The sequence below is a fragment of the Pseudomonas sp. R1-7 genome, assembly GCF_051132105.1.
In the GTDB taxonomy this organism is placed as follows: domain Bacteria; phylum Pseudomonadota; class Gammaproteobacteria; order Pseudomonadales; family Pseudomonadaceae; genus Aquipseudomonas.
In genome coordinates, this window is record NZ_CP071661.1 from 4,504,038 (window position 1) to 4,522,660 (window position 18,623).

The following is an 18,623-nucleotide window of genomic DNA, read 5'->3' on the forward strand; positions in this document are numbered from 1 at the left end:
GCGCCCCAGCGGGAGCAAGCTCCCTCGCCACGGGTGAAGACTCAGGCTCAGAAAAACTCAGGTCGCATCCGCATGGCTGACCATGCCCTTGATCACCACCGCCGCGGTCAGGTCGCAACGCGGTCAGGACCTGTTCGAAGTTCCACCCCAGCCCCAACAGCGTGGCACCCATCCAGGCGCCGAGGATGGCGCCGAAGCGGCCGATGCCCAGCATCCACGAAACACCCGTGGCCCGGCCCTGGGTCGGGTAGAAACGCGCCGCCAGGGACGGCATCGCCGACTGGGCGCCGTTGACACACATCCCCGCACCAGCACCAAGGTCGCTAGCAGGGTGATATTGCCCAGGCTCTGCCCTACCGCGTAGGCAAACACCCCGGCCATCAGGTAGAAAATGCCGATGACCTTGTGCGGATTGAACCGGTCCATCGCCCAGCCCACGCCAACGGCGCTAAGCACCCCACCGAACTGGAACAGCGCGCCAATGAACGCCGCCTGCTCCATGCTCGCGCCACTGTCGCGCATCAGGGTCGGCAACCAGCTGGTCAGAAGATAAACAATTACCAGGCCCATGAAATAGGTAAGCCACAGCAACAAAGTCCCCGCGCTGTAGGTGCCCGAGAAAATTACCGCCAACACATTGCGCGCCTTCACGGTTTTCTGTTCCGGCACGCTGAAGCTGGACGCTTGGGCGATGGTCGGCGGGTCAATCGGCGCCAAGGTCTTGCGGACTTTGTCGGTGCCACGGTTACGCACCACCAGGTAACGCGCCGATTCCGGCAACCAGAACAACAGCACGACTGCGAGCATCAACGGCAGGACGCCGCCAATCAGCAGCAAGCTGTGCCAGCCAAATGCCGGGATCAACTTGGCTGAGATGAAACCACCACCAGCCATGCCAAGGTTGAAGCCGCAGAACATGCTGGTCACCAGCAGGGATTTCTTGCGCTCGGGGGTGTATTCCGACAGTAACGTAGTGGCGTTCGGCATGCCGGCGCCCAACCCGAGGCCCGTCAGGAAACGCAGCACCAGCAGTTGGTCGACATTGGTGCTGTAGGCCGAGGCCAGGCTGAATGCGCCGAACAGGACGACGGCCCCGACCAGCACGACTTTGCGCCCAAAGCGATCGGCCAACGGGCCGGAACCCAATGCACCGAAGACCATGCCGATCAACGCGGCACTCATCACCGGCCCTAGGCTGGCCCGGTCGATACCCCAATCCTGGGACAGGGCCGGCGCGATGAAGCCCATGGCCGCGGTATCGAGACCGTCGAGGAAAACAATCAGGAAACAAAGAATGACCACGCGCCATTGATAGCGCGAGATCGGTTGAGCATTGATAAAGGACTGCACATCGAGGCAAGTGCCTACGGAAGTCTGGGGCTGGTTCATTTTATTTTTATTCCACGCAAGAAACGCCAGATGACGCTGCGCGACATTAATGAGGCCGGGCAAATACCGTCAATTCACCCCAGCCAAGTGTGTGCGTTTATCGAACAGGTTAAGAGAACAGTTGCGCGCTCAAATCGCGGCTCGCCCCCAGCAGGCCTGGCAGGAAGCGCTGTTCCAGCTCGTTGCGGCTGACCCGCCCGGCATGGGTGCTGACATTCAGCGCCGCGACCACTTGGCCCGACGCGTCATAGACCGGCACCGCGATCGAGCGCAGGCCCTGTTCCAATTCCTGATCGACGATGCACCAGCCTTGTTGACGAACCTGCTGCAAGCATTCAAGGAGCGCCTCGGGTGTATGCAGGGTCCGGCTGGTCTTGGCTTGCAGATCGGCATGGTCGAGGTAATCGCGCAGCGAAGCGTCATCCAGGGCCGCCAACAGGATCCTGCCCATGGACGTGCAGTAGGCCGGCAGCCGGCCGCCGACGGACAAGTCCACGGAAATCAATCGCTGGGTCGTCGCCGACCGGGCGATGTAGAGAATATCGTCGCCTTCGAGCGTGGCCATGTTGCAGGCTTCGTGCAACTGCTCGCTCATGCGATCCAGATAGGGCTGGGCAGACACGGCCAACGGTGTCGACGACAGATAGGCATGGCCCAGGGTCAGGACTTTGGGCAGCAATGAATAGGTACGTCCATCCGTGGTCGCATAACCGAGCTTGATCAATGTGTGCAGGCAACGGCGGACAGCGGCGCGGGGAATTTCCGTGCGATGGCTGATTTGAGCGATGGTCAGGTGCCGCTTGCGCTCCTGGAAAGCCTGGACCACGGCCAGCCCACGGGCGAGCGAGGTCATGAAATCCGGATCGCCCGTCATGGCCTGGATCCGCTTGGCCGGCGAGGCGACAATCGGCGGCGCGACTGACGTAAAGGCGTTGCGCAATTGGTCGTTCATGTCCGGTCCTCGGCAGATTGACGGCTATTACAAGCGGCTGCCCGGCCCACAGGCAAGGACTTGGCCACCAAGACCGTTCGATTATCGAACCGGCGACCGATAATCGCAATCCGCGCGAACGACCTGCGCCTTTCGATACCGTGCAAAACGCTCGCTCAGGTGAGAATAAAACAGCCTGGCGATTGAATTGGCAAACGTACGCCCAATATTGAACTTGTGGCACGTCTCGGAACTCTGTTGACACAACTAGTACATACAAACATTGGTTCACACAAGGCGACTGTTGTTTTAACTTTACCGATAGTGTTATTCAGGTGGACCGCTATAATGCGTTCAGTGACGGTGCGGCTAATCGGCCTGTCCTGTCCGCAGGCACTGCAGTTCTTTACTGTCGTGCCAGCAGCCGGTGCGTGAAGCACCCATGACCGCTTCCCCTGTATCGGCAATATCCCGAAGCCCTGATGCTACGTCAGCTGTCAGCTCTGGTGCCGTGGCCGTCTGCATGACCGCATGCAGTGCGTATCACCAGATTAATTTCAATTCATTAGGTAATACTGTGACGAAAGACGAACTGCGCGCGGAACTTGAGCGCCAGGAACAACGTTACAAGGAAGTCTACGGCGGGGAGATCACCACCTACGCCGCGCAACCCGAACCGGAACGCAAACCCTGGCGTAAACGCGCCACCGTCCAGGACCAGGCTTTCAGCCAGGAACTTCAAAAGATGGAAAAGGAACTCAAGGCCGAAGAAGGATGACCTCGCGCACTTGATGTTCTTGCCGACGGTATCCGGTCGCCACCCAGGCCGGATCCGCAAGCCAATGCCCGCCAAAAGCGGGTCGCCTTTATTGGCCAGCCATCGGTCGGGGAACTGGAAAGATCGCTCCTCCCTTCAGATTTTTTCCTATGCTGGCCCCGACTCGGGGCGAACCCGGCAACAGGGCTTTTAGCCTTGTAAACAAAGGCTTGCGGCTCCCAAACGGGACCCGGTCGGGACTGCCCCGGCCCGGGTCGCTTAGCAGAAGATTGTTACCGATTAGCAGGCAATGCATCGATTAGCGAGGTTTTCTGGCATAATCGCGCCCCCTTATGACCGGGTCAGAAAACCTTCATGATCGATTTATTCAGCGGACTGGATGCTTGGGTGCTCGTGAGCCTCTTGCTCGCCCTGGCTTTTGTCCTCGCCTTCGAGTTCATCAACGGCTTTCATGACACCGCTAACGCGGTTGCCACTGTTATCTACACCAAAGCCATGCCGCCTCACCTGGCGGTGTTCTTTTCCGGTGTGTTCAATTTCCTCGGTGTGTTGCTGGGTGGCGTAGGGGTGGCGTATGCCATCGTTCACTTGCTGCCCGTGGAACTGCTGATCAACGTGAACACCGGACACGGATTGGCCATGGTGTTCTCGCTGCTCGCGGCGGCTATCACCTGGAACCTGGGCACCTGGTACTTCGGTATCCCGGCGTCCAGCTCCCATACCCTGATCGGCTCGATCCTCGGCGTCGGCCTGGCCAACGCACTGATCAACGACATTCCGTTGCGCGATGGGGTGAATTGGCAGAAAGCGATCGATATCGGGGCGTCCCTGGTGTTCTCGCCCATGGCCGGCTTTCTGATCGCCGCCCTGGTGTTGATCAGCCTGAAATGGTGGCGCCCGCTGTCGAAGATGCACAAGACGCCGGAACAGCGTCGCAAGATCGACGACAAGAAACATCCGCCATTCTGGAATCGCCTGGTACTGGTGATTTCCGCCATGGCCGTCAGCTTCGTCCATGGCTCCAACGACGGCCAGAAAGGTATCGGCCTGATCATGCTGGTGTTGATCGGTATCGTGCCCGCACAGTTCGTTCTCGACCTGAACAGCACCACCTACCAGATCGAGCGGACGCGCGACGCGACCCTGCACTTGAGCCAGTTCTACAAGCGCAACAGCGAGTCCCTTGGCGAATTCCTGGCCTTGGGCAAGAGCGTCGAAGGCGACCTGCCGGAGAAATTCCGCTGCAACCCGCAACAGACCGAACCGACCATCAACGCGCTGCTCGACACGCTCAAAGGCGTTGCGGACTATCATTCGCTGCCGTCGGAAAGCCGTATCGAGGTGCGCCGCTACTTGCTCTGCCTGGATGACACGGCGAAGAAGGTCGGCAAGCTGCCGGGCTTGGCGGCTCGTGAAAAAGACGACCTGAACAAGCTGCGCAAGGACCTGACGGCGACTACCGAATACGCGCCGTTCTGGGTAATCCTGGCGGTCGCGTTGGCACTGGGCCTTGGCACAATGGTCGGTTGGAAACGCGTGGTCCTGACCATCGGCGAGAAGATCGGCAAGCAAGGCATGACCTACGCCCAAGGCATGTCGGCCCAGATCACCACCGCCTGCATGATTGGCGCGGCGAACATCTTCAGCCTGCCGGTTTCCACCACTCACGTACTGTCTTCCGGCGTGGCGGGCACCATGGTCGCGAACAAGAGCGGCCTGCAAGGCGGCACGGTCAAGACCATCCTCCTGGCCTGGGTGCTGACCTTGCCGGCGACGGTGGCGCTGTCGGCGGCGCTGTTCTGGCTGGCGTCCAAGGCCATCAGCGGCTGAGTCCTCGGCAGTAACTGAAAAAGGTGCGTTCCTTGCGGTTCGCACCTTTTTTATGCCCGGACACCAGACTAGTGCGGGAGCGAGCTTGCTCGCGATGGCGGTGGGTCAGTCAACATATCTATCTACAGACATACCGCTATCGCGAGCAAGCTCGCTCCCACAAATGGCTTTTGTGTGAAACAGGAAAATTTGCCCAAAAAAAAGGGCGACCGAAGTCGCCCAAAATGCCTTGCGTGCTCGTTGTCGCTGGAAAGACCTACGGCTTCTTGCGCTTGTGTGCATCTTTCCAGATGAATAATCCAAAACCTGCGAAGAACACGAACATGAGGCCGACCGTCAACACACCGGCAAACACCACATTATCGAAAAACATGACTGGCCTCCTGGTCTTGCCCCTGTTTCGTTGGAGCCAAGTTAACCAATCGGGCCTGGATGAAAATTGACCGGAGTCAATAACGCTCGCGACGGAGCGAAAAGGAGGGGGAATAACTGATCTGCATCAATGAATCGAGGGGGGCTCAGCGCTTTTTCGGTTTGTTCTTCGGTTTTTTCTTTGGCTTGCCCAGCGGCATGGCCTGCTCGAAAGCCTGGCGAACTTCATTGAGGCGTTTTTCATTAAGGTCGTGAACGCGCTTGGCGCGCTCGGCGCCGAGGTCAATCAGCTTGTCTTCTTGGCTCATGGTGTGTCGGCATCGTACGGTGAATTGCGAATGCGCCCATGATGCGGGCTGTAGCCGGCCTTGACCAGCCCGACCGTCTCGGCAGGCCTGGATCAGATCTGGATATCGACCCACAGGCCTTGGCGCGTCTCTCCTTCCACCAACGGTACGACCGGCACGGTGTTATCGGCGTTCAGCTCGGTGCCCGGCACCGCCAGGTGCTCCTCGGGATCTTCATCGGCTTCACGGCGGCGCCTTTCCCGATCCTGCCGGCGACGCTGTTCCTCGCGCAGCAACAATGCGGTTTCTTCAGGATCACGCTTCTGCAGGTCGATGGTGCTTTCGTTGGAGCTTTGCTGGACAGGGACCACGGGCGGAATATCCGGTCGCGGACGGATCGGATCCTGCTGCGCGGTAACGGGTACGGCGCTCAAAGGAAGCATGGGTGGCAACATAAAGGTCTCCTGTCTTCAGGTTGTCGGCTGTGGCGGGGACAGCTTGAACCGCTGGTCCGAAAGTTGTGACCCGGTTGGCATTCCGCCCTGACGGCCCACAAGCTTGTTTGATCGCGCACCCCGTTTAAGTTCCCTTGGCCAGGCTGACCGGGCCAGCCCGCATGAGGCCGGGATATGTGCGTAAATCCTTTGGTCTGGCGGCTCATTCCGTTAAGATAGCCGGCTTTTTCACGGCGGGAGTCAGGCAGCATGGCGCAGCAGTATCAACCGGGGCAACGCTGGATCAGTGACAGCGAAGCCGAGCTGGGTTTAGGCACCGTTCTGGCACAGGACGGCCGCTTGTTGACCGTGCTCTACCCGGCCACTGGCGACACGCGCCAGTACGCGCTACGGAATGCGCCCCTGACCCGCGTTCGGTTTTCGCCGGGCGACGTGATCACTCATTTCGAAGGCTGGAAAATGACCGTGCGCGAAGTCGACGACGTCGACGGATTGCTGGTCTACCACGGTCTCAATGGGCAGAACGAAGTCGTCACGCTACCGGAAACCCAGCTGTCGAACTTTATCCAGTTCCGCCTGGCCAGCGACCGCCTGTTTGCCGGCCAGATCGATCCACTGGCGTGGTTCTCCCTGCGGTACCACACGCTGGAACATACCAGCCGCCAGTTGCAGTCCCCGCTTTGGGGCCTGGGCGGCGTCCGCGCCCAGCCGATTGCACACCAACTGCACATCGCCCGAGAAGTCGCCGACCGCATCGCGCCACGCGTATTGCTAGCGGACGAAGTGGGCCTGGGCAAGACCATCGAAGCCGGCCTGATCATCCACCGCCAACTGCTTTCCGGGCGCGCCAGCCGCATCCTGATCCTGGTCCCGGAAAACCTCCAGCATCAATGGCTGGTGGAAATGCGCCGACGCTTCAACCTGCAGGTTGCGCTGTTCGACGAAGAACGTTTCATCGAAAGCGATGCCAGCAACCCGTTCGAAGACACCCAACTGGCGCTGGTGGCGCTGGAGTGGCTGGTGGACGACGAGAAGGCCCAGGACGCGCTGTTCGCCGCCGGCTGGGATTTGATGGTGGTCGACGAAGCCCATCACCTGGTCTGGCATGAAGACCATGTCAGCCCGCAATACGCCCTGGTCGAGCAACTTGCCGAAACCATTCCCGGCGTGCTGCTGCTGACCGCAACGCCGGAGCAATTGGGCCAGGACAGCCATTTCGCCCGCCTGCGCCTGCTGGACCCGAACCGCTTCCATGACCTGCAAGCCTTCCGCGCCGAAAGCGAGAACTATCGCCCGGTGGCCGAAGCCGTCCAGGAGCTGCTGGACAAAGGTCGCCTGTCGCCCGAAGCCCACCAGACCATCCATGGCTTCCTGGGCAACGAAGGCGAAGCGCTGCTGACCGCCGTCAATGATGGCGACATCGAAGCCAGCGCCCGCCTGGTTCGCGAATTGCTCGACCGCCATGGCACCGGCCGGGTGCTGTTCCGCAATACCCGCGCCGCCGTACAGGGCTTCCCGGAGCGCAAGCTGCACGCCTATCCGCTGCCGTGCCCGGACGAATACCTCGAACTGCCGCTGGGCGATCACGCCGAGCTGTACCCGGAAGTCAGCTTCCAGGCCCAGCCGGAGGCCAGCGAAGAAGAGCGCTGGTGGAAATTCGACCCGCGCGTCGAATGGCTGATCGACCAGCTGAAAATGCTCAAGCGCACCAAGGTCCTGGTGATCTGCGCCCACGCCGAAACCGCCATGGACCTGGAAGATGCCCTGCGCGTACGCTCCGGCATCCCGGCCACGGTGTTCCATGAAGGCATGAACATTCTGGAACGCGACCGCGCCGCCGCTTACTTCGCCGATGAAGAGTTCGGCGCGCAAGTATTGATCTGTTCGGAAATCGGCAGCGAAGGTCGCAACTTCCAGTTCGCTCATCACTTGGTCCTGTTCGATCTGCCGTCGCACCCGGACCTGCTGGAACAGCGGATCGGCCGCCTGGACCGTATCGGCCAGAAACACACAATCGAGCTGCACGTGCCCTACCTGGAAACCAGCCCGCAAGCGCGGCTGTTCCAGTGGTATCACGAAGCGCTGAATGCCTTCCTCAACACCTGCCCGACCGGCAATGCCTTGCAGCACCAGTTCGGCCCGCGCCTGCTGCCGTTGCTGGAAGAAGCCGACGATGGCGATTGGCAAGCGCTGATCGACGAGGCCCGCGCCGAACGCGAGCGCCTGGAAGCCGAACTGCACACCGGCCGTGACCGCCTGCTGGAGCTCAACTCCGGCGGCGCGGGTGAAGGCGATGCGCTGGTGGAAGCCATTCTCGAACAGGACGACCAGTTTGCCCTGCCGATCTACATGGAGACCTTGTTCGACGCCTTCGGCATCGACAGCGAGGACCACTCCGACAACGCGCTGATCCTCAAGCCGAGCGAGAAAATGCTCGACGCCAGTTTCCCACTGGGCGACGACGAAGGCGTGACGATCACCTACGACCGCAACCAGGCCTTGTCTCGCGAAGACATGCAGTTCATCACCTGGGAGCACCCGATGGTGCAAGGCGGCATGGACCTGGTGCTGTCCGGTTCCATGGGCAACACCGCCGTGGCACTGATCAAGAACAAGGCGCTCAAGCCCGGCACCGTGCTGCTGGAACTGCTCTATGTCAGCGAAGTGGTCGCCCCGCGCTCGCTCCAACTAGGCCGCTACTTGCCACCGGCCGCCCTGCGCTGCCTGCTGGACACCAACGGCAACGACCTGGCGGCCCGTGTCTCGTTCGAGACCCTGAACGACCAGCTCGAAAGCGTGCCCCGCGCCAGCGCCAACAAGTTCATCCAGGCCCAGCGTGACCAGCTCGCGCCGCGGATCAATGCCGGCGAAGAGAAGATCACCCCGCGCCATGCCGAGCGCGTAGCCGAGGCTCAACGTCGTCTTGCAGCTGATACCGAAGAAGAATTGGCGCGTTTGACCGCCCTGCAAGCGGTCAACCCTACCGTTCGGGATAGCGAGCTGGAGGCCTTGCGCCAGCAGCGTGAGCAAGGATTGGCGATGCTGGAGAAAGCGGCGTTGCGGTTGGAGGCGATTCGGGTATTGGTGGCGGGCTGATTTCAGCTGGTTTTTGGTTTCCCCTGTGAGAGCGAGCCTGCTCGCTCTCACAGAGGATTTTCAACAGCCACAAACCTTATATACACCGCGGCCCCTGTGGGAGAGGACTTCCCACGAAGGCTTGCCTTGGAAGCTCAAGGACTGTAATACCCCACCGCCACCAACAACCGCCCCGCCTTCTTCAAATACGCATGCTTGTTCTCAACCCTTCCCGTCACCGGATTCTTCCAGCGGTATTCGTACTCCCCCGTCTCCTGCTTGCCCATCATTCCCAGGATCGGCTCGCCCACCGGTTTCCCATCCGGGTCCTTGACCTTGGTGAAATCAGTATTGATCAGACGCAGGTTGGTGCCGTGCCCCACATAACGGCGAGTATCGAGATCGACGACAAAGACATACAGATCATCCTGAAGATAGCCGCCCTTGAGGGAATTGATCGCCGTCAGCGTGGCTTTCTCGTTCTTCGATAGGTCATCTGCGGCCTTGTCCAGCAGCGCCCTGGCCTGGTCGGCCGAAGCCCTGGGCAGATAGTAGCCGACCGCCAGGATCCGCTCGCCCACTCGTTGGAAATACACGTGCTTGCGCTCGACCTTGCCATCCGCCCAGTTGTGCCAGCGGTACTCCGCCTGCTGGATACCGCTGCCTTCAGGGATCTTCAGGGCGTCCTTGAAAGCCTTGCGCAAATCAGGCCCCAACACCTCGGAAACGTCTCGACCGATCAACGCGGACGATGGCCCGCCGCTGGCAAGCATCACCCCCTCGGTATCGACCACAAACACGTAGCGGTCCTCATCGACGAATTCGCCTTGGCGGCTGAACGCAGCAAACGCCTTGTCGCCATTGTCGTGGTAATAAGCCAGGGCCTTTTCGAGCAGCGTCCGGGCCGCCTGGCCGTCATCCGGCGTAGCAGCCTGGGCCGATGCTTGCATCAGCACCAGCATTGCGGCCAGCCAGGCCATCCTTCGAATAAACCCCATGGGCACGCCCTCGTTCTTGTTGGTGTTCCAAGAGCGTAGACGGCGCAGGGTAATGTTCGAGTATTCAGCGGACTGTTGCAGGACGCTGCGGTATCTGTGGGAGCGAGCGGGCTCGCACCCACAGGGTTCGTTACTGGGATCGGTTGCTCAGTTGCTGTTGCAGGTACTGGATCTGCGATTGCAGGGTGTTGATGTTGCGGGTGACCTGGCCACGGAAGGCATCGAACTCGGCGGTGTTGCCGGAACGGTTTTCCTGTTGGCTCTTGAGCACGACCATGTCTTGCTCCAGGCGGTCGATGGCCGAGTTGGAGGTGGCGCGTTTCAAGGCCGTGATGTCGGCACCGATGCTCTTGAGCTGGGCATCCAGGGCACCGCCCTCGCCTTGGTTCTTCAAGGCCGACACTTCAGCCGCCAACGCCTTGACCTGAGCCTGGAGTTCCTTGTTGGACGCTTGCAGCTGGGTGTTGGTGTTTTCCTGTTGCGAAGCCTGGGCAATCATCTTGGCCAGTTGCGTGTCCAGATCGGCGGACGGGCCGAACGCGCCTTGCAGCGCCTTATATTGCTCTTGCAGCTTGCCCTCGAATTGCCGGCTTTGCTCCTGCACCTTGTTTTCCAACTGTTTGATCTGCAGTTTCAAGGCTTCGCTGTCGCTCATGACGTTGGATTGTCCGGCGACCACCTTGCCGGAAATGTCCTGCAGGCGACCAGCCGCGTCCTCACTGATCCGGGCGAAGCTTTCCTGGGTGGCCACCAATTGTTGTTCCATCATGGAAATTTGCTGGAAACTCCACCATGCCAGGAAAGCCAGTGCGCAGAGCAAGGCGCCGACCAATGCCCACAGCGGCCCGGTGGTCGGCGCCTTGACCTTGGCCGCGGCGACGGGCGCCGGACGTGCCTGCACGTGGGGCTGGCGGTTGGTCATGAAGTCATCGTCATCGGGGATGTCCGCCCGCATCCGCAGGCTCGGTACATCGTCGAAGTCGTCGTTGGCATCGTTACGCGTGGGCATGGGTTCAACCTTTGGAAAATCGGTGGTGACTCGATGCGGCGAGTATAACCCCCTCGCCCGCCGCACCCATTGACCCCGAACCGGGCACTCGGTTCATGACGGGGCGATCAGCGGCCATTGTGGTTGCGCCACCAGGCGCAGAATTCATCGAGCGCCGCCCACAGGCTGACCTTCGGATCATAATCGAGATAATGCCGTGCACGACTGATATCCAGGGTGAAATGGGTGCTCATGACCTGCATGCCCAGGCGCGACAGCGTCGGTTCAGGCCGTCCGGGCCAGATCGCGCAAACCCCTTCGTTAAGGGCCGCGACGCTGTAGGCCAGTCCATAGGAGCGGTAACGCCTGACTTGCGGGAATTCCATCTGCCGCATCACATAGTTGACCACATCCCACAGCGGAACGGGCGCGCCGTTGCTGATGTTGTAGGCCTTGCCCAAGGCCGAATCGGTGGCAAGCAGGCTGCTGAGCAGTGCTTCGTTGAGGTTCTGTACGCTGGTGAAATCCACCTTGTTCAAGCCGTTGCCGACAATGGCCAGCCGCCCCTTGCGCTGCATTTCAAGCAGGCGCGGGAAGATGCTCATGTCGCCGGCGCCGGTGACGAATCGCGGGCGCAAGGCCAGTACTTCCAGCCCGAACTCCTGGGCGCCGAAGACTTTCTGCTCGGCCAGGTACTTGGTGGCGGCGTAGGGATGCTTGAAGCGTTTGGGTACCTGTTCTTCGGTCAGTCCAAAGTGGTCACGACCATCGAAATAGATGGAGGGCGATGACAGGTGCACCAGTCGCCGGACCTTCTGCTTGAGACAAGCCTCGACGATGTTTTCGGTGAGTTGGACATTGCCCTGGTGAAAGTCCTGGTAGCGTCCCCAGAGCCCCACCGAACCGGCGCAATGCACCACGGCGTCGATATCGCGGCACAGGTCGCGGGCGAGCATCGGGTCGCCCAGGTCGCCCTCGATGAACTCGGCGCCACGCGTCACCAGATGCCCGACGTTCTCGGCTCTGCGGCCATTGACCCGAACACTCAGGCCTTGCTCCAGGGCGAAACGCGCGAAGCGTCCGCCAATGAAGCCGCTTGCGCCGGTGACCAGAATTTTCATGAAGCGCTCCTAAACCAATTTCGAGCCGCAAGCCAAGAGCGGCAAGCCAGTTGCGATCAGCTCAACACTTGCAGCTTGCTGCTTGCCGCTGCGATCAGTTGTTCGGTCAACAAACCAAGCAACTGACCGCCATTGCGCCAATGATGCCAGTACAGCGGCACATCAATTGGCTTATCTGCCAGCAGTTCCACCAAATCGCCGCGTGCCAGTGCCTCGCGCACCTGCAGCTCGGGCACCAGGCCCCAGCCAAGCCCTGCCTCGATGAGGCGAATGAAACCTTCGGACGAAGGACATAAATGATGTTCGAAACCGCCTTCGACCCCGAGGGCAGCGAGGTATCGGTGCTGCAGAAAGTCATCCGGACCGAACACCAGGGCCGACGTGCGGGCCAGCAGATCGGCACGCACCCCCTCGGGGAAATGCCGAGCGATAAAGGCAGGGCTGGCAAGCGCCCGGTAGCGCATGGCCCCCAATAACACGCTGCGGGCACCGGCCACGGGGCGCTCGCTCGCGCAGAGGCAAGCGGCGACTTCTCCGGCGCGCATGCGCTTGAGGCCTACGGTCTGATCTTCCACCACCAAATCGAGCAACACATGCTGCTCGGCACAGAACTCCCCCACCGCACTGGCCCACCAGGTGGCCAGGCTGTCGGCGTTGAGTGCAATGCGCAGGCGCTCCGGAAGCCCTTCTTCGTCCAGGGCCGGCACCTGGCTCTGCAGGTCGCGTTCCAGCAACCGCACCTGCTGCACATGGTTGAGCAGGCGACGACCGATTTCGGTCGGCACCGGGGGCGTGGCACGCACGAGCACGGGCTGGCCGATTCGCGCTTCCAGCAACTTTATCCGCTGGGAGATGGCCGATTGCGACAATCCCAGTACCTGTGCGGCTCGCTCGAAGCCTGCTTGCTCGACGACGGCCGCGAGGGCAGAAAGCAGTTTGTAATCGAACATCAGTTTTCCTTATGGCCGATCAGCAAGATTGGTTTTTCTTATACATCCGCGCACCGGACAATGGCCAGCAATTGTGAACCATTGGAGTAACGACGCTATGTGGCAAAGCTATGTGAACGGCCTGCTGGTGGCCCTTGGATTGATCATGGCGATCGGCGCGCAGAACGCGTTCGTGGTCGCCCAGAGCCTGCGCCGCGAGCATCACTTGCCGGTGGCTGCGCTGTGCATCGCCTGCGATGCGCTGCTGGTCGCTGCCGGAGTATTCGGCCTGGCGACGCTGCTGGCCCAAAGCCCGTTGCTGCTTTCGATCGCTCGTTGGGGCGGCGCTGCGTTCCTGCTCTGGTACGGCAGCAAGGCGCTGCGTCGGGCCTGTTCGAGACAGAGCCTGCAGCGGGATGACAAGCAGGTCGCGCGGTCCTTGGGAACCGTGCTGCTGAGCGCGCTGGCGGTCACGCTGCTCAACCCGCACGTGTACCTCGACACGGTGCTGCTGATCGGCTCACTCGGCGCCCAGCAGAGCGTGCCTGGCGCCTATGTCGTGGGCGCGGCCAGTGCTTCGCTGTTGTGGTTTTCCACATTGGCCCTGGGTGCCGCGTGGCTCGCCCCCTGGCTGGCCCGACCCACGACCTGGCGTGTCCTGGACCTGCTGGTGGCGGTGATGATGTTCACGGTGGCGGCGCAACTGATCGTGTCGGGCTGATATTCCAAACCGCTCTGGAACCTCTATTCCACACAGTTGTTGCGTGGTTATGCCGCACCCCCGGTGCTATGATCCGACTCCTGCGCCGCAAAGAGTACAAACTCCCCGGCGCTAGTCTGGCCGCCCGTGATCGGCCTTGCGCTCACCGCAACTGACCTGATTAGGAGAATCACCATGGCTTTCGAATTGCCGCCGCTGCCGTACCCACACGACGCACTGGCGCCACACATCTCCAAAGAAACGCTGGAATACCACCACGACAAGCACCACAACACCTATGTCGTGAACCTGAACAACCTGGTGCCCGGCACCGAGTTCGAAGGCAAGACCCTGGAAGAAATCGTCAAGACTTCCTCGGGCGGTATCTTCAACAACGCCGCTCAGGTCTGGAACCACACCTTCTACTGGAACTGCCTGACGCCTAACGGCGGCGGCGCACCTACCGGCGCGCTGGCTGAGGCCATCAACGCAGCCTTCGGTTCGTTCGACAAGTTCAAGGAAGAATTCAGCAAAACCTCCATCGGCACCTTCGGTTCCGGCTGGGGCTGGCTGGTCAAGAAAGCTGACGGCTCCCTGGCCCTGGCGAGCACCATCGGCGCCGGCAACCCGCTGACCAGCGGCGACACCCCGCTGCTGACCTGCGACGTCTGGGAACATGCCTACTACATCGACTACCGCAACGTGCGTCCGAAATACGTCGAGGCGTTCTGGAACCTGGTCAACTGGAAGTTCGTAGCTGAGCAGTTCGAAGGCAAGACCTTCACTGCGTAAGTTGCGATGCCAATGAAAACGGCGCTTTTCCGTCATGGAAATGCGCCGTTTTTTTTGGCGGGTTTATTGCGCCCTTAAGGGCTTTGCCGTCGGCAAATGACCTCGCGTCTGAAAACCAACAAAAAAACTCGCCAAGCCTCAAGTTGCAGGCCTTTCCAACCGAAACAATGGTCGTAGAGTAATCACTCTGCAAACACCGTATAACGGCCAGGTTTCAGGCGAAATCCCTTGTGTTTGATTGTCCCTTTGACTGATATCACAGGATTGCCAATACTCATGGCAACTTGACGCTACCCGCACGGAACAAGGAATCCCTCTTTGAAGCTGGAACTCAAAAACAGCTTGTCGGTGAAGTTGCTCCGGGTCGTGCTCCTCTCGGCGTTGATCGTTGGCATGGTTTTGAGCTGCGCCCAGATCGTCTTCGACGCCTACAAAACCAATCGGGCCGTCGCCGAAGATGCCCAGCGCATCCTCGATATGTTCCGCGATCCGTCTACCCAGGCGGTCTACAGCCTCGACCGCGAGATGGGCATGCAGGTGATCGAAGGCCTGTTCCAGGACGAAGCCGTACGCATGGCGTCCATCGGGCACCCCCGCGAAACCATGCTCGCCGAAAAAACCCGGCCGCTGCAGCAGTCCGAAAGCCGCTGGCTCACCGATCTGATCCTGGGCCAGGAACGAACCTTCACCACACAATTGGTGGGCCGCGGGCCCTACAGCGAATATTACGGCGACCTGAGCATCACGCTGGACACCGCCACCTACGGCCAGGGTTTTATCGTCAGTTCGTTCATCATTTTCATTTCCGGAATGTTGCGAGCCCTGGCCATGGGCCTGGTGCTGTACCTGGTCTACCACTGGCTGCTGACCAAGCCGCTGTCGCGAATCATCCAGCACCTGACCGAAATAAACCCCGACCGCCCTAGCGCCCACAAGATTCCACAACTACGAGGTCACGAGCACAACGAACTGGGTCTGTGGATCAACACTGCCAACCAGTTGCTGGCCTCCATCGAGCGCAATACCCACCTGCGTCATGAAGCGGAAAACAGCCTGTTGCGCATGGCCCAGTACGACTTCCTGACCGGCCTGCCCAATCGCCAGCAACTGCAACAGCAACTGGACAAGATTCTGGTGGACGCCGGACGCCTGCAACGTCGCGTCGCGGTACTGTGCGTGGGGCTGGATGACTTCAAGAGCATCAACGAGCAGTTCAGCTACCAGACCGGTGACCAATTGCTGCTGGCCCTGGCCGATCGGCTGCGCGCCCACAGCGGACGCCTCGGCGCACTGGCGCGACTGGGGGGTGACCAGTTTGCGCTGGTCCAGGCCGATATCGAACAACCCTATGAGGCCGCAGAACTGGCCCAGAACATCCTCGATGACCTGGAAGCGCCGTTCGCGCTGGATGATCAGGAAATCCGCCTGCGGGCGACCATCGGTATCACTCTGTTTCCCGAAGATGGCGACAGCACTGAAAAGCTGCTGCAAAAAGCCGAGCAGACCATGACCCTGGCCAAGACCCGGTCGCGCAATCGCTACCAGTTCTACATCGCCAGCGTCGACAGCGAGATGCGCCGTCGTCGCGAGTTGGAAAAGGACCTGCGCGAAGCCCTGGCACGCGAGCAGTTCACCTTGGTGTACCAACCGCAAATCAGCTATCGCGACTTGCGCGTGGTGGGCACCGAGGCGTTGATTCGCTGGCACCATCCTGAGCATGGTTTGGTGCCGCCAGACCTGTTCATTCCCCTGGCCGAACAGAACGGCACCATCATCGCCATCGGCGAATGGGTACTGGACCAGGCCTGCAAACAGTTGCGCGACTGGCATGACCAGGGCTTCGTCGACCTGCGCATGGCGGTGAACCTGTCCACCGTGCAGTTGCACCACGCCGAACTGCCACGGGTGGTGAACAACTTCCTGCAGATGTACCGCTTGCCGCCGCGCAGCCTGGAACTGGAAGTTACCGAAACGGGCCTCATGGAAGATATAACCACCGCCGCCCAGCACTTGCTGAGCCTGCGCCGTTCGGGTGCGCTGATTGCCATCGATGACTTCGGCACCGGCTACTCGTCGCTGAGTTACCTCAAGAGCCTGCCGCTGGACAAGATCAAGATCGACAAGAGCTTCGTCCAGGACCTGCTCGATGATGAAGACGATGCAACCATCGTCCGCGCGATCATCCAGCTGGGCAAGAGCCTGGGAATGCAGGTTATTGCCGAAGGCGTCGAGACGATCGAGCAAGAGGCTTACATCATTTCCGAGGGTTGCCATGAAGGCCAGGGCTACTACTACAGCAAACCCCTGCCGGCGCGGGAGCTGGGCCTTTATCTGAAGCAGGCGGAGCGCATCAAGGCCTCCATCGTCTGATCCTATTGCAAACGCAACCCGACATTGCCTACCGATGCCGCCGAAAGGCGGCTACCTGCGTCATTAAATAAGAAATATTTACACCCACAACCCTTTACACATAATGCAAATCTTTCGCATTATGTCGCAGTTTTGCGCGACCTCGCGCCTGTCCCATTCATCACCGAAGCAGGATGTACGCCATGATTCGTATGCCTCTGGCTACCGCCAGTCTGTTGGCCATCGCTATTTCCCTCGCCGGTTGCGGCGAAGGCAAAGACAAGGCCGCCGCGCCGCAAGCGCCAACGCCGGCCGCCAGCACCGCTGCACCGGCGGCCCCCGCTGCCGCTGGCAAGATCGACGAAGCCGCCGCCAAGGCAGTTGTCGCGCATTACGCCGACATCGTCTATGCCGTCTACAGCGATGCCGAATCCACCGCGAAAACCCTGCAAACCGCCGTCGATGCCTTCCTGGCCAAACCGAACGCCGATACCCTGAAAGCCGCCAAGGCTGCCTGGGTCGCCGCGCGCGTACCTTACCTGCAGAGCGAAGTGTTCCGCTTCGGCAACACCATCATCGATGACTGGGAAGGTCAACTGAACGCATGGCCCCTGGACGAAGGCCTGATCGACTACGTCGATAAATCCTACGAGCACGCCTTGGGTAACCCGGGTGCCACCGCCAACATCATCGCCAATACCGAAGTCCAGGTCGGCGAAGACAAGGTCGACGTCAAGGACATCACCCCGGAAAAACTCGCCAGCCTGAACGAGCTGGGTGGTTCCGAGGCAAACGTTGCCACCGGCTATCACGCCATCGAATTCCTGCTGTGGGGCCAGGACCTCAACGGCACCGGCCCTGGCGCTGGCAATCGTCCGGCCTCCGACTACCTGGAAGGCGCAGGCGCCACTGGCGGCCACAACGACCGTCGTCGTGCCTACCTGAAGTCCGTCACCCAACTGCTGGTCAACGATCTGCAGGAAATGGTCGGCAACTGGAAGCCGAACGTGGCCGACAACTACCGCGCTACCCTGGAAGCCGAACCTGCCGAAAGCGGCCTGCGCAAGATGCTGTTCGGCATGGGCAGCCTGTCCCTGGGCGAACTGGCGGGCGAGCGCATGAAAGTCTCCCTGGAAGCCAACTCCCCGGAAGACGAACAGGATTGCTTCAGCGACAACACCCACAATTCGCACTTCTACGATGCCAAGGGTGTGCGTAACGTTTACCTGGGCGAATACACCCGCGTAGACGGCACCAAGCTGACCGGCGCCAGCCTGTCCTCCTTGGTGGCGAAAGCCGACCCGGCCGCCGACACCGCGCTCAAGGCCGACCTGGCCGATACCGAAGCCAAGATCCAGGTCATGGTCGATCACGCCAACAAGGGTGAGCACTACGACCAACTGATCGCCGCCGGCAACACCGCGGGCAACCAGATCGTACGCGACGCCATCGCCGCCCTGGTCAAGCAGACCGGTTCGATCGAACAGGCCGCCGGCAAGCTGGGTATCAGCGACCTGAACCCGGACAGTGCTGATCACGAGTTCTGATCAACGCCGGATCCGTCACCGTTAAACCTGTGGGAGCGAGCTTGCTCGCGATGGGGTCATCAGCCGACTGCAATGTTGCCTG

The 18,623-nt window shown here is 60.6% G+C and carries 15 protein-coding genes and 1 pseudogene; 7 read left to right on the forward strand and 9 right to left on the reverse strand.

Annotated features, from left to right (window positions below; all coding sequences use genetic code 11):
• Nucleotides 1-57: 57 nt before the first annotated feature.
• Together J3P79_RS20095 and pcaR are read right to left on the reverse strand one after the other, a co-directional pair.
• Nucleotides 58-1,389, reverse strand: a pseudogene (locus J3P79_RS20095) (MFS transporter).
• A 109-nt stretch (nucleotides 1,390-1,498) separates the two neighbouring features.
• On the reverse strand, nucleotides 1,499-2,341 hold the full coding sequence (pcaR, locus tag J3P79_RS20100) for a pca regulon transcriptional regulator PcaR (RefSeq protein WP_039593822.1): 843 nt from the start codon (nucleotides 2,339-2,341) through the stop codon (nucleotides 1,499-1,501).
• Nucleotides 2,342-2,897: 556 nt separating this feature from the next.
• On the opposite strand from pcaR, the gene J3P79_RS20105 reads away from it, so the two are divergent.
• Together J3P79_RS20105 and J3P79_RS20110 are read left to right on the forward strand one after the other, a co-directional pair.
• Nucleotides 2,898-3,098 (forward strand): hypothetical protein, encoded by a 201-nt coding sequence (locus J3P79_RS20105; protein WP_434605326.1) that lies wholly within the window; start codon nucleotides 2,898-2,900, stop codon nucleotides 3,096-3,098.
• Between the two features lie 354 nt (nucleotides 3,099-3,452).
• The gene (locus tag J3P79_RS20110; protein ID WP_434605327.1) at nucleotides 3,453-4,928 is read left to right on the forward strand and encodes an inorganic phosphate transporter; all 1,476 of its coding nucleotides are present in this window, start codon (nucleotides 3,453-3,455) and stop codon (nucleotides 4,926-4,928) included.
• A gap of 256 nt (nucleotides 4,929-5,184) precedes the next feature.
• On the opposite strand, the gene ccoM is transcribed toward J3P79_RS20110, so the two are convergent.
• The 3 genes from ccoM to J3P79_RS20125 all read right to left on the reverse strand — a co-directional run bounded on the left by ccoM (nucleotide 5,185) and on the right by J3P79_RS20125 (nucleotide 6,042).
• On the reverse strand, nucleotides 5,185-5,301 hold the full coding sequence (gene ccoM, locus J3P79_RS20115) for a cytochrome c oxidase subunit CcoM (RefSeq protein ID WP_025212288.1): 117 nt from the start codon (nucleotides 5,299-5,301) through the stop codon (nucleotides 5,185-5,187).
• A 145-nt stretch (nucleotides 5,302-5,446) separates the two neighbouring features.
• Nucleotides 5,447-5,608 carry a hypothetical protein gene (locus J3P79_RS20120; RefSeq protein WP_305496283.1) on the reverse strand — a complete coding sequence of 54 codons (162 nt, stop codon included), beginning with the start codon at nucleotides 5,606-5,608 and terminating at the stop codon, nucleotides 5,447-5,449.
• A gap of 92 nt (nucleotides 5,609-5,700) precedes the next feature.
• On the reverse strand, nucleotides 5,701-6,042 hold the full coding sequence (locus J3P79_RS20125; RefSeq protein WP_434605328.1) for an aspartate-semialdehyde dehydrogenase: 342 nt from the start codon (nucleotides 6,040-6,042) through the stop codon (nucleotides 5,701-5,703).
• A gap of 249 nt (nucleotides 6,043-6,291) precedes the next feature.
• Between J3P79_RS20125 and rapA the strand changes: the two genes are divergently transcribed.
• Nucleotides 6,292-9,138: an RNA polymerase-associated protein RapA gene (gene rapA / locus J3P79_RS20130; RefSeq protein WP_434605329.1), complete on the forward strand. Its 2,847-nt coding sequence runs from the start codon at nucleotides 6,292-6,294 to the stop codon at nucleotides 9,136-9,138.
• Between the two features lie 134 nt (nucleotides 9,139-9,272).
• Here rapA and J3P79_RS20135 read toward each other — a convergent pair whose 3' ends face one another.
• The 4 genes from J3P79_RS20135 to J3P79_RS20150 all read right to left on the reverse strand — a co-directional run bounded on the left by J3P79_RS20135 (nucleotide 9,273) and on the right by J3P79_RS20150 (nucleotide 13,174).
• Complete coding sequence (locus tag J3P79_RS20135; protein ID WP_434605330.1) at nucleotides 9,273-10,115, reverse strand: cache domain-containing protein; 843 nt, start codon at nucleotides 10,113-10,115, stop codon at nucleotides 9,273-9,275.
• 130 nt (nucleotides 10,116-10,245) lie between these two features.
• Entirely contained in the window at nucleotides 10,246-11,124 is an 879-nt protein-coding gene (locus J3P79_RS20140) for an ATPase (RefSeq protein ID WP_434605331.1), read from the reverse strand.
• A gap of 107 nt (nucleotides 11,125-11,231) precedes the next feature.
• The gene (locus tag J3P79_RS20145) at nucleotides 11,232-12,224 is read right to left on the reverse strand and encodes an NAD-dependent epimerase/dehydratase family protein (protein ID WP_434605332.1); all 993 of its coding nucleotides are present in this window, start codon (nucleotides 12,222-12,224) and stop codon (nucleotides 11,232-11,234) included.
• Nucleotides 12,225-12,280: 56 nt separating this feature from the next.
• Nucleotides 12,281-13,174, reverse strand: a complete 894-nt coding sequence (locus J3P79_RS20150; protein WP_434605333.1) for a LysR family transcriptional regulator ArgP — start codon at nucleotides 13,172-13,174, stop codon at nucleotides 12,281-12,283.
• A gap of 97 nt (nucleotides 13,175-13,271) precedes the next feature.
• On the opposite strand from J3P79_RS20150, the gene J3P79_RS20155 reads away from it, so the two are divergent.
• The 4 genes from J3P79_RS20155 (at nucleotide 13,272) to J3P79_RS20170 (ending at nucleotide 18,541) form a co-directional block, all read left to right on the forward strand.
• Entirely contained in the window at nucleotides 13,272-13,874 is a 603-nt protein-coding gene (locus J3P79_RS20155) for a LysE/ArgO family amino acid transporter (protein ID WP_434605334.1), read from the forward strand.
• Between the two features lie 174 nt (nucleotides 13,875-14,048).
• On the forward strand, nucleotides 14,049-14,645 hold the full coding sequence (locus J3P79_RS20160) for a superoxide dismutase (protein ID WP_039593812.1): 597 nt from the start codon (nucleotides 14,049-14,051) through the stop codon (nucleotides 14,643-14,645).
• Between the two features lie 318 nt (nucleotides 14,646-14,963).
• Entirely contained in the window at nucleotides 14,964-17,015 is a 2,052-nt protein-coding gene (locus J3P79_RS20165; RefSeq protein ID WP_434605335.1) for a putative bifunctional diguanylate cyclase/phosphodiesterase, read from the forward strand.
• Nucleotides 17,016-17,197: 182 nt separating this feature from the next.
• The gene (locus J3P79_RS20170; protein WP_039593811.1) at nucleotides 17,198-18,541 is read left to right on the forward strand and encodes an imelysin family protein; all 1,344 of its coding nucleotides are present in this window, start codon (nucleotides 17,198-17,200) and stop codon (nucleotides 18,539-18,541) included.
• The last annotated feature ends 82 nt before the right edge of the window (nucleotides 18,542-18,623 follow it).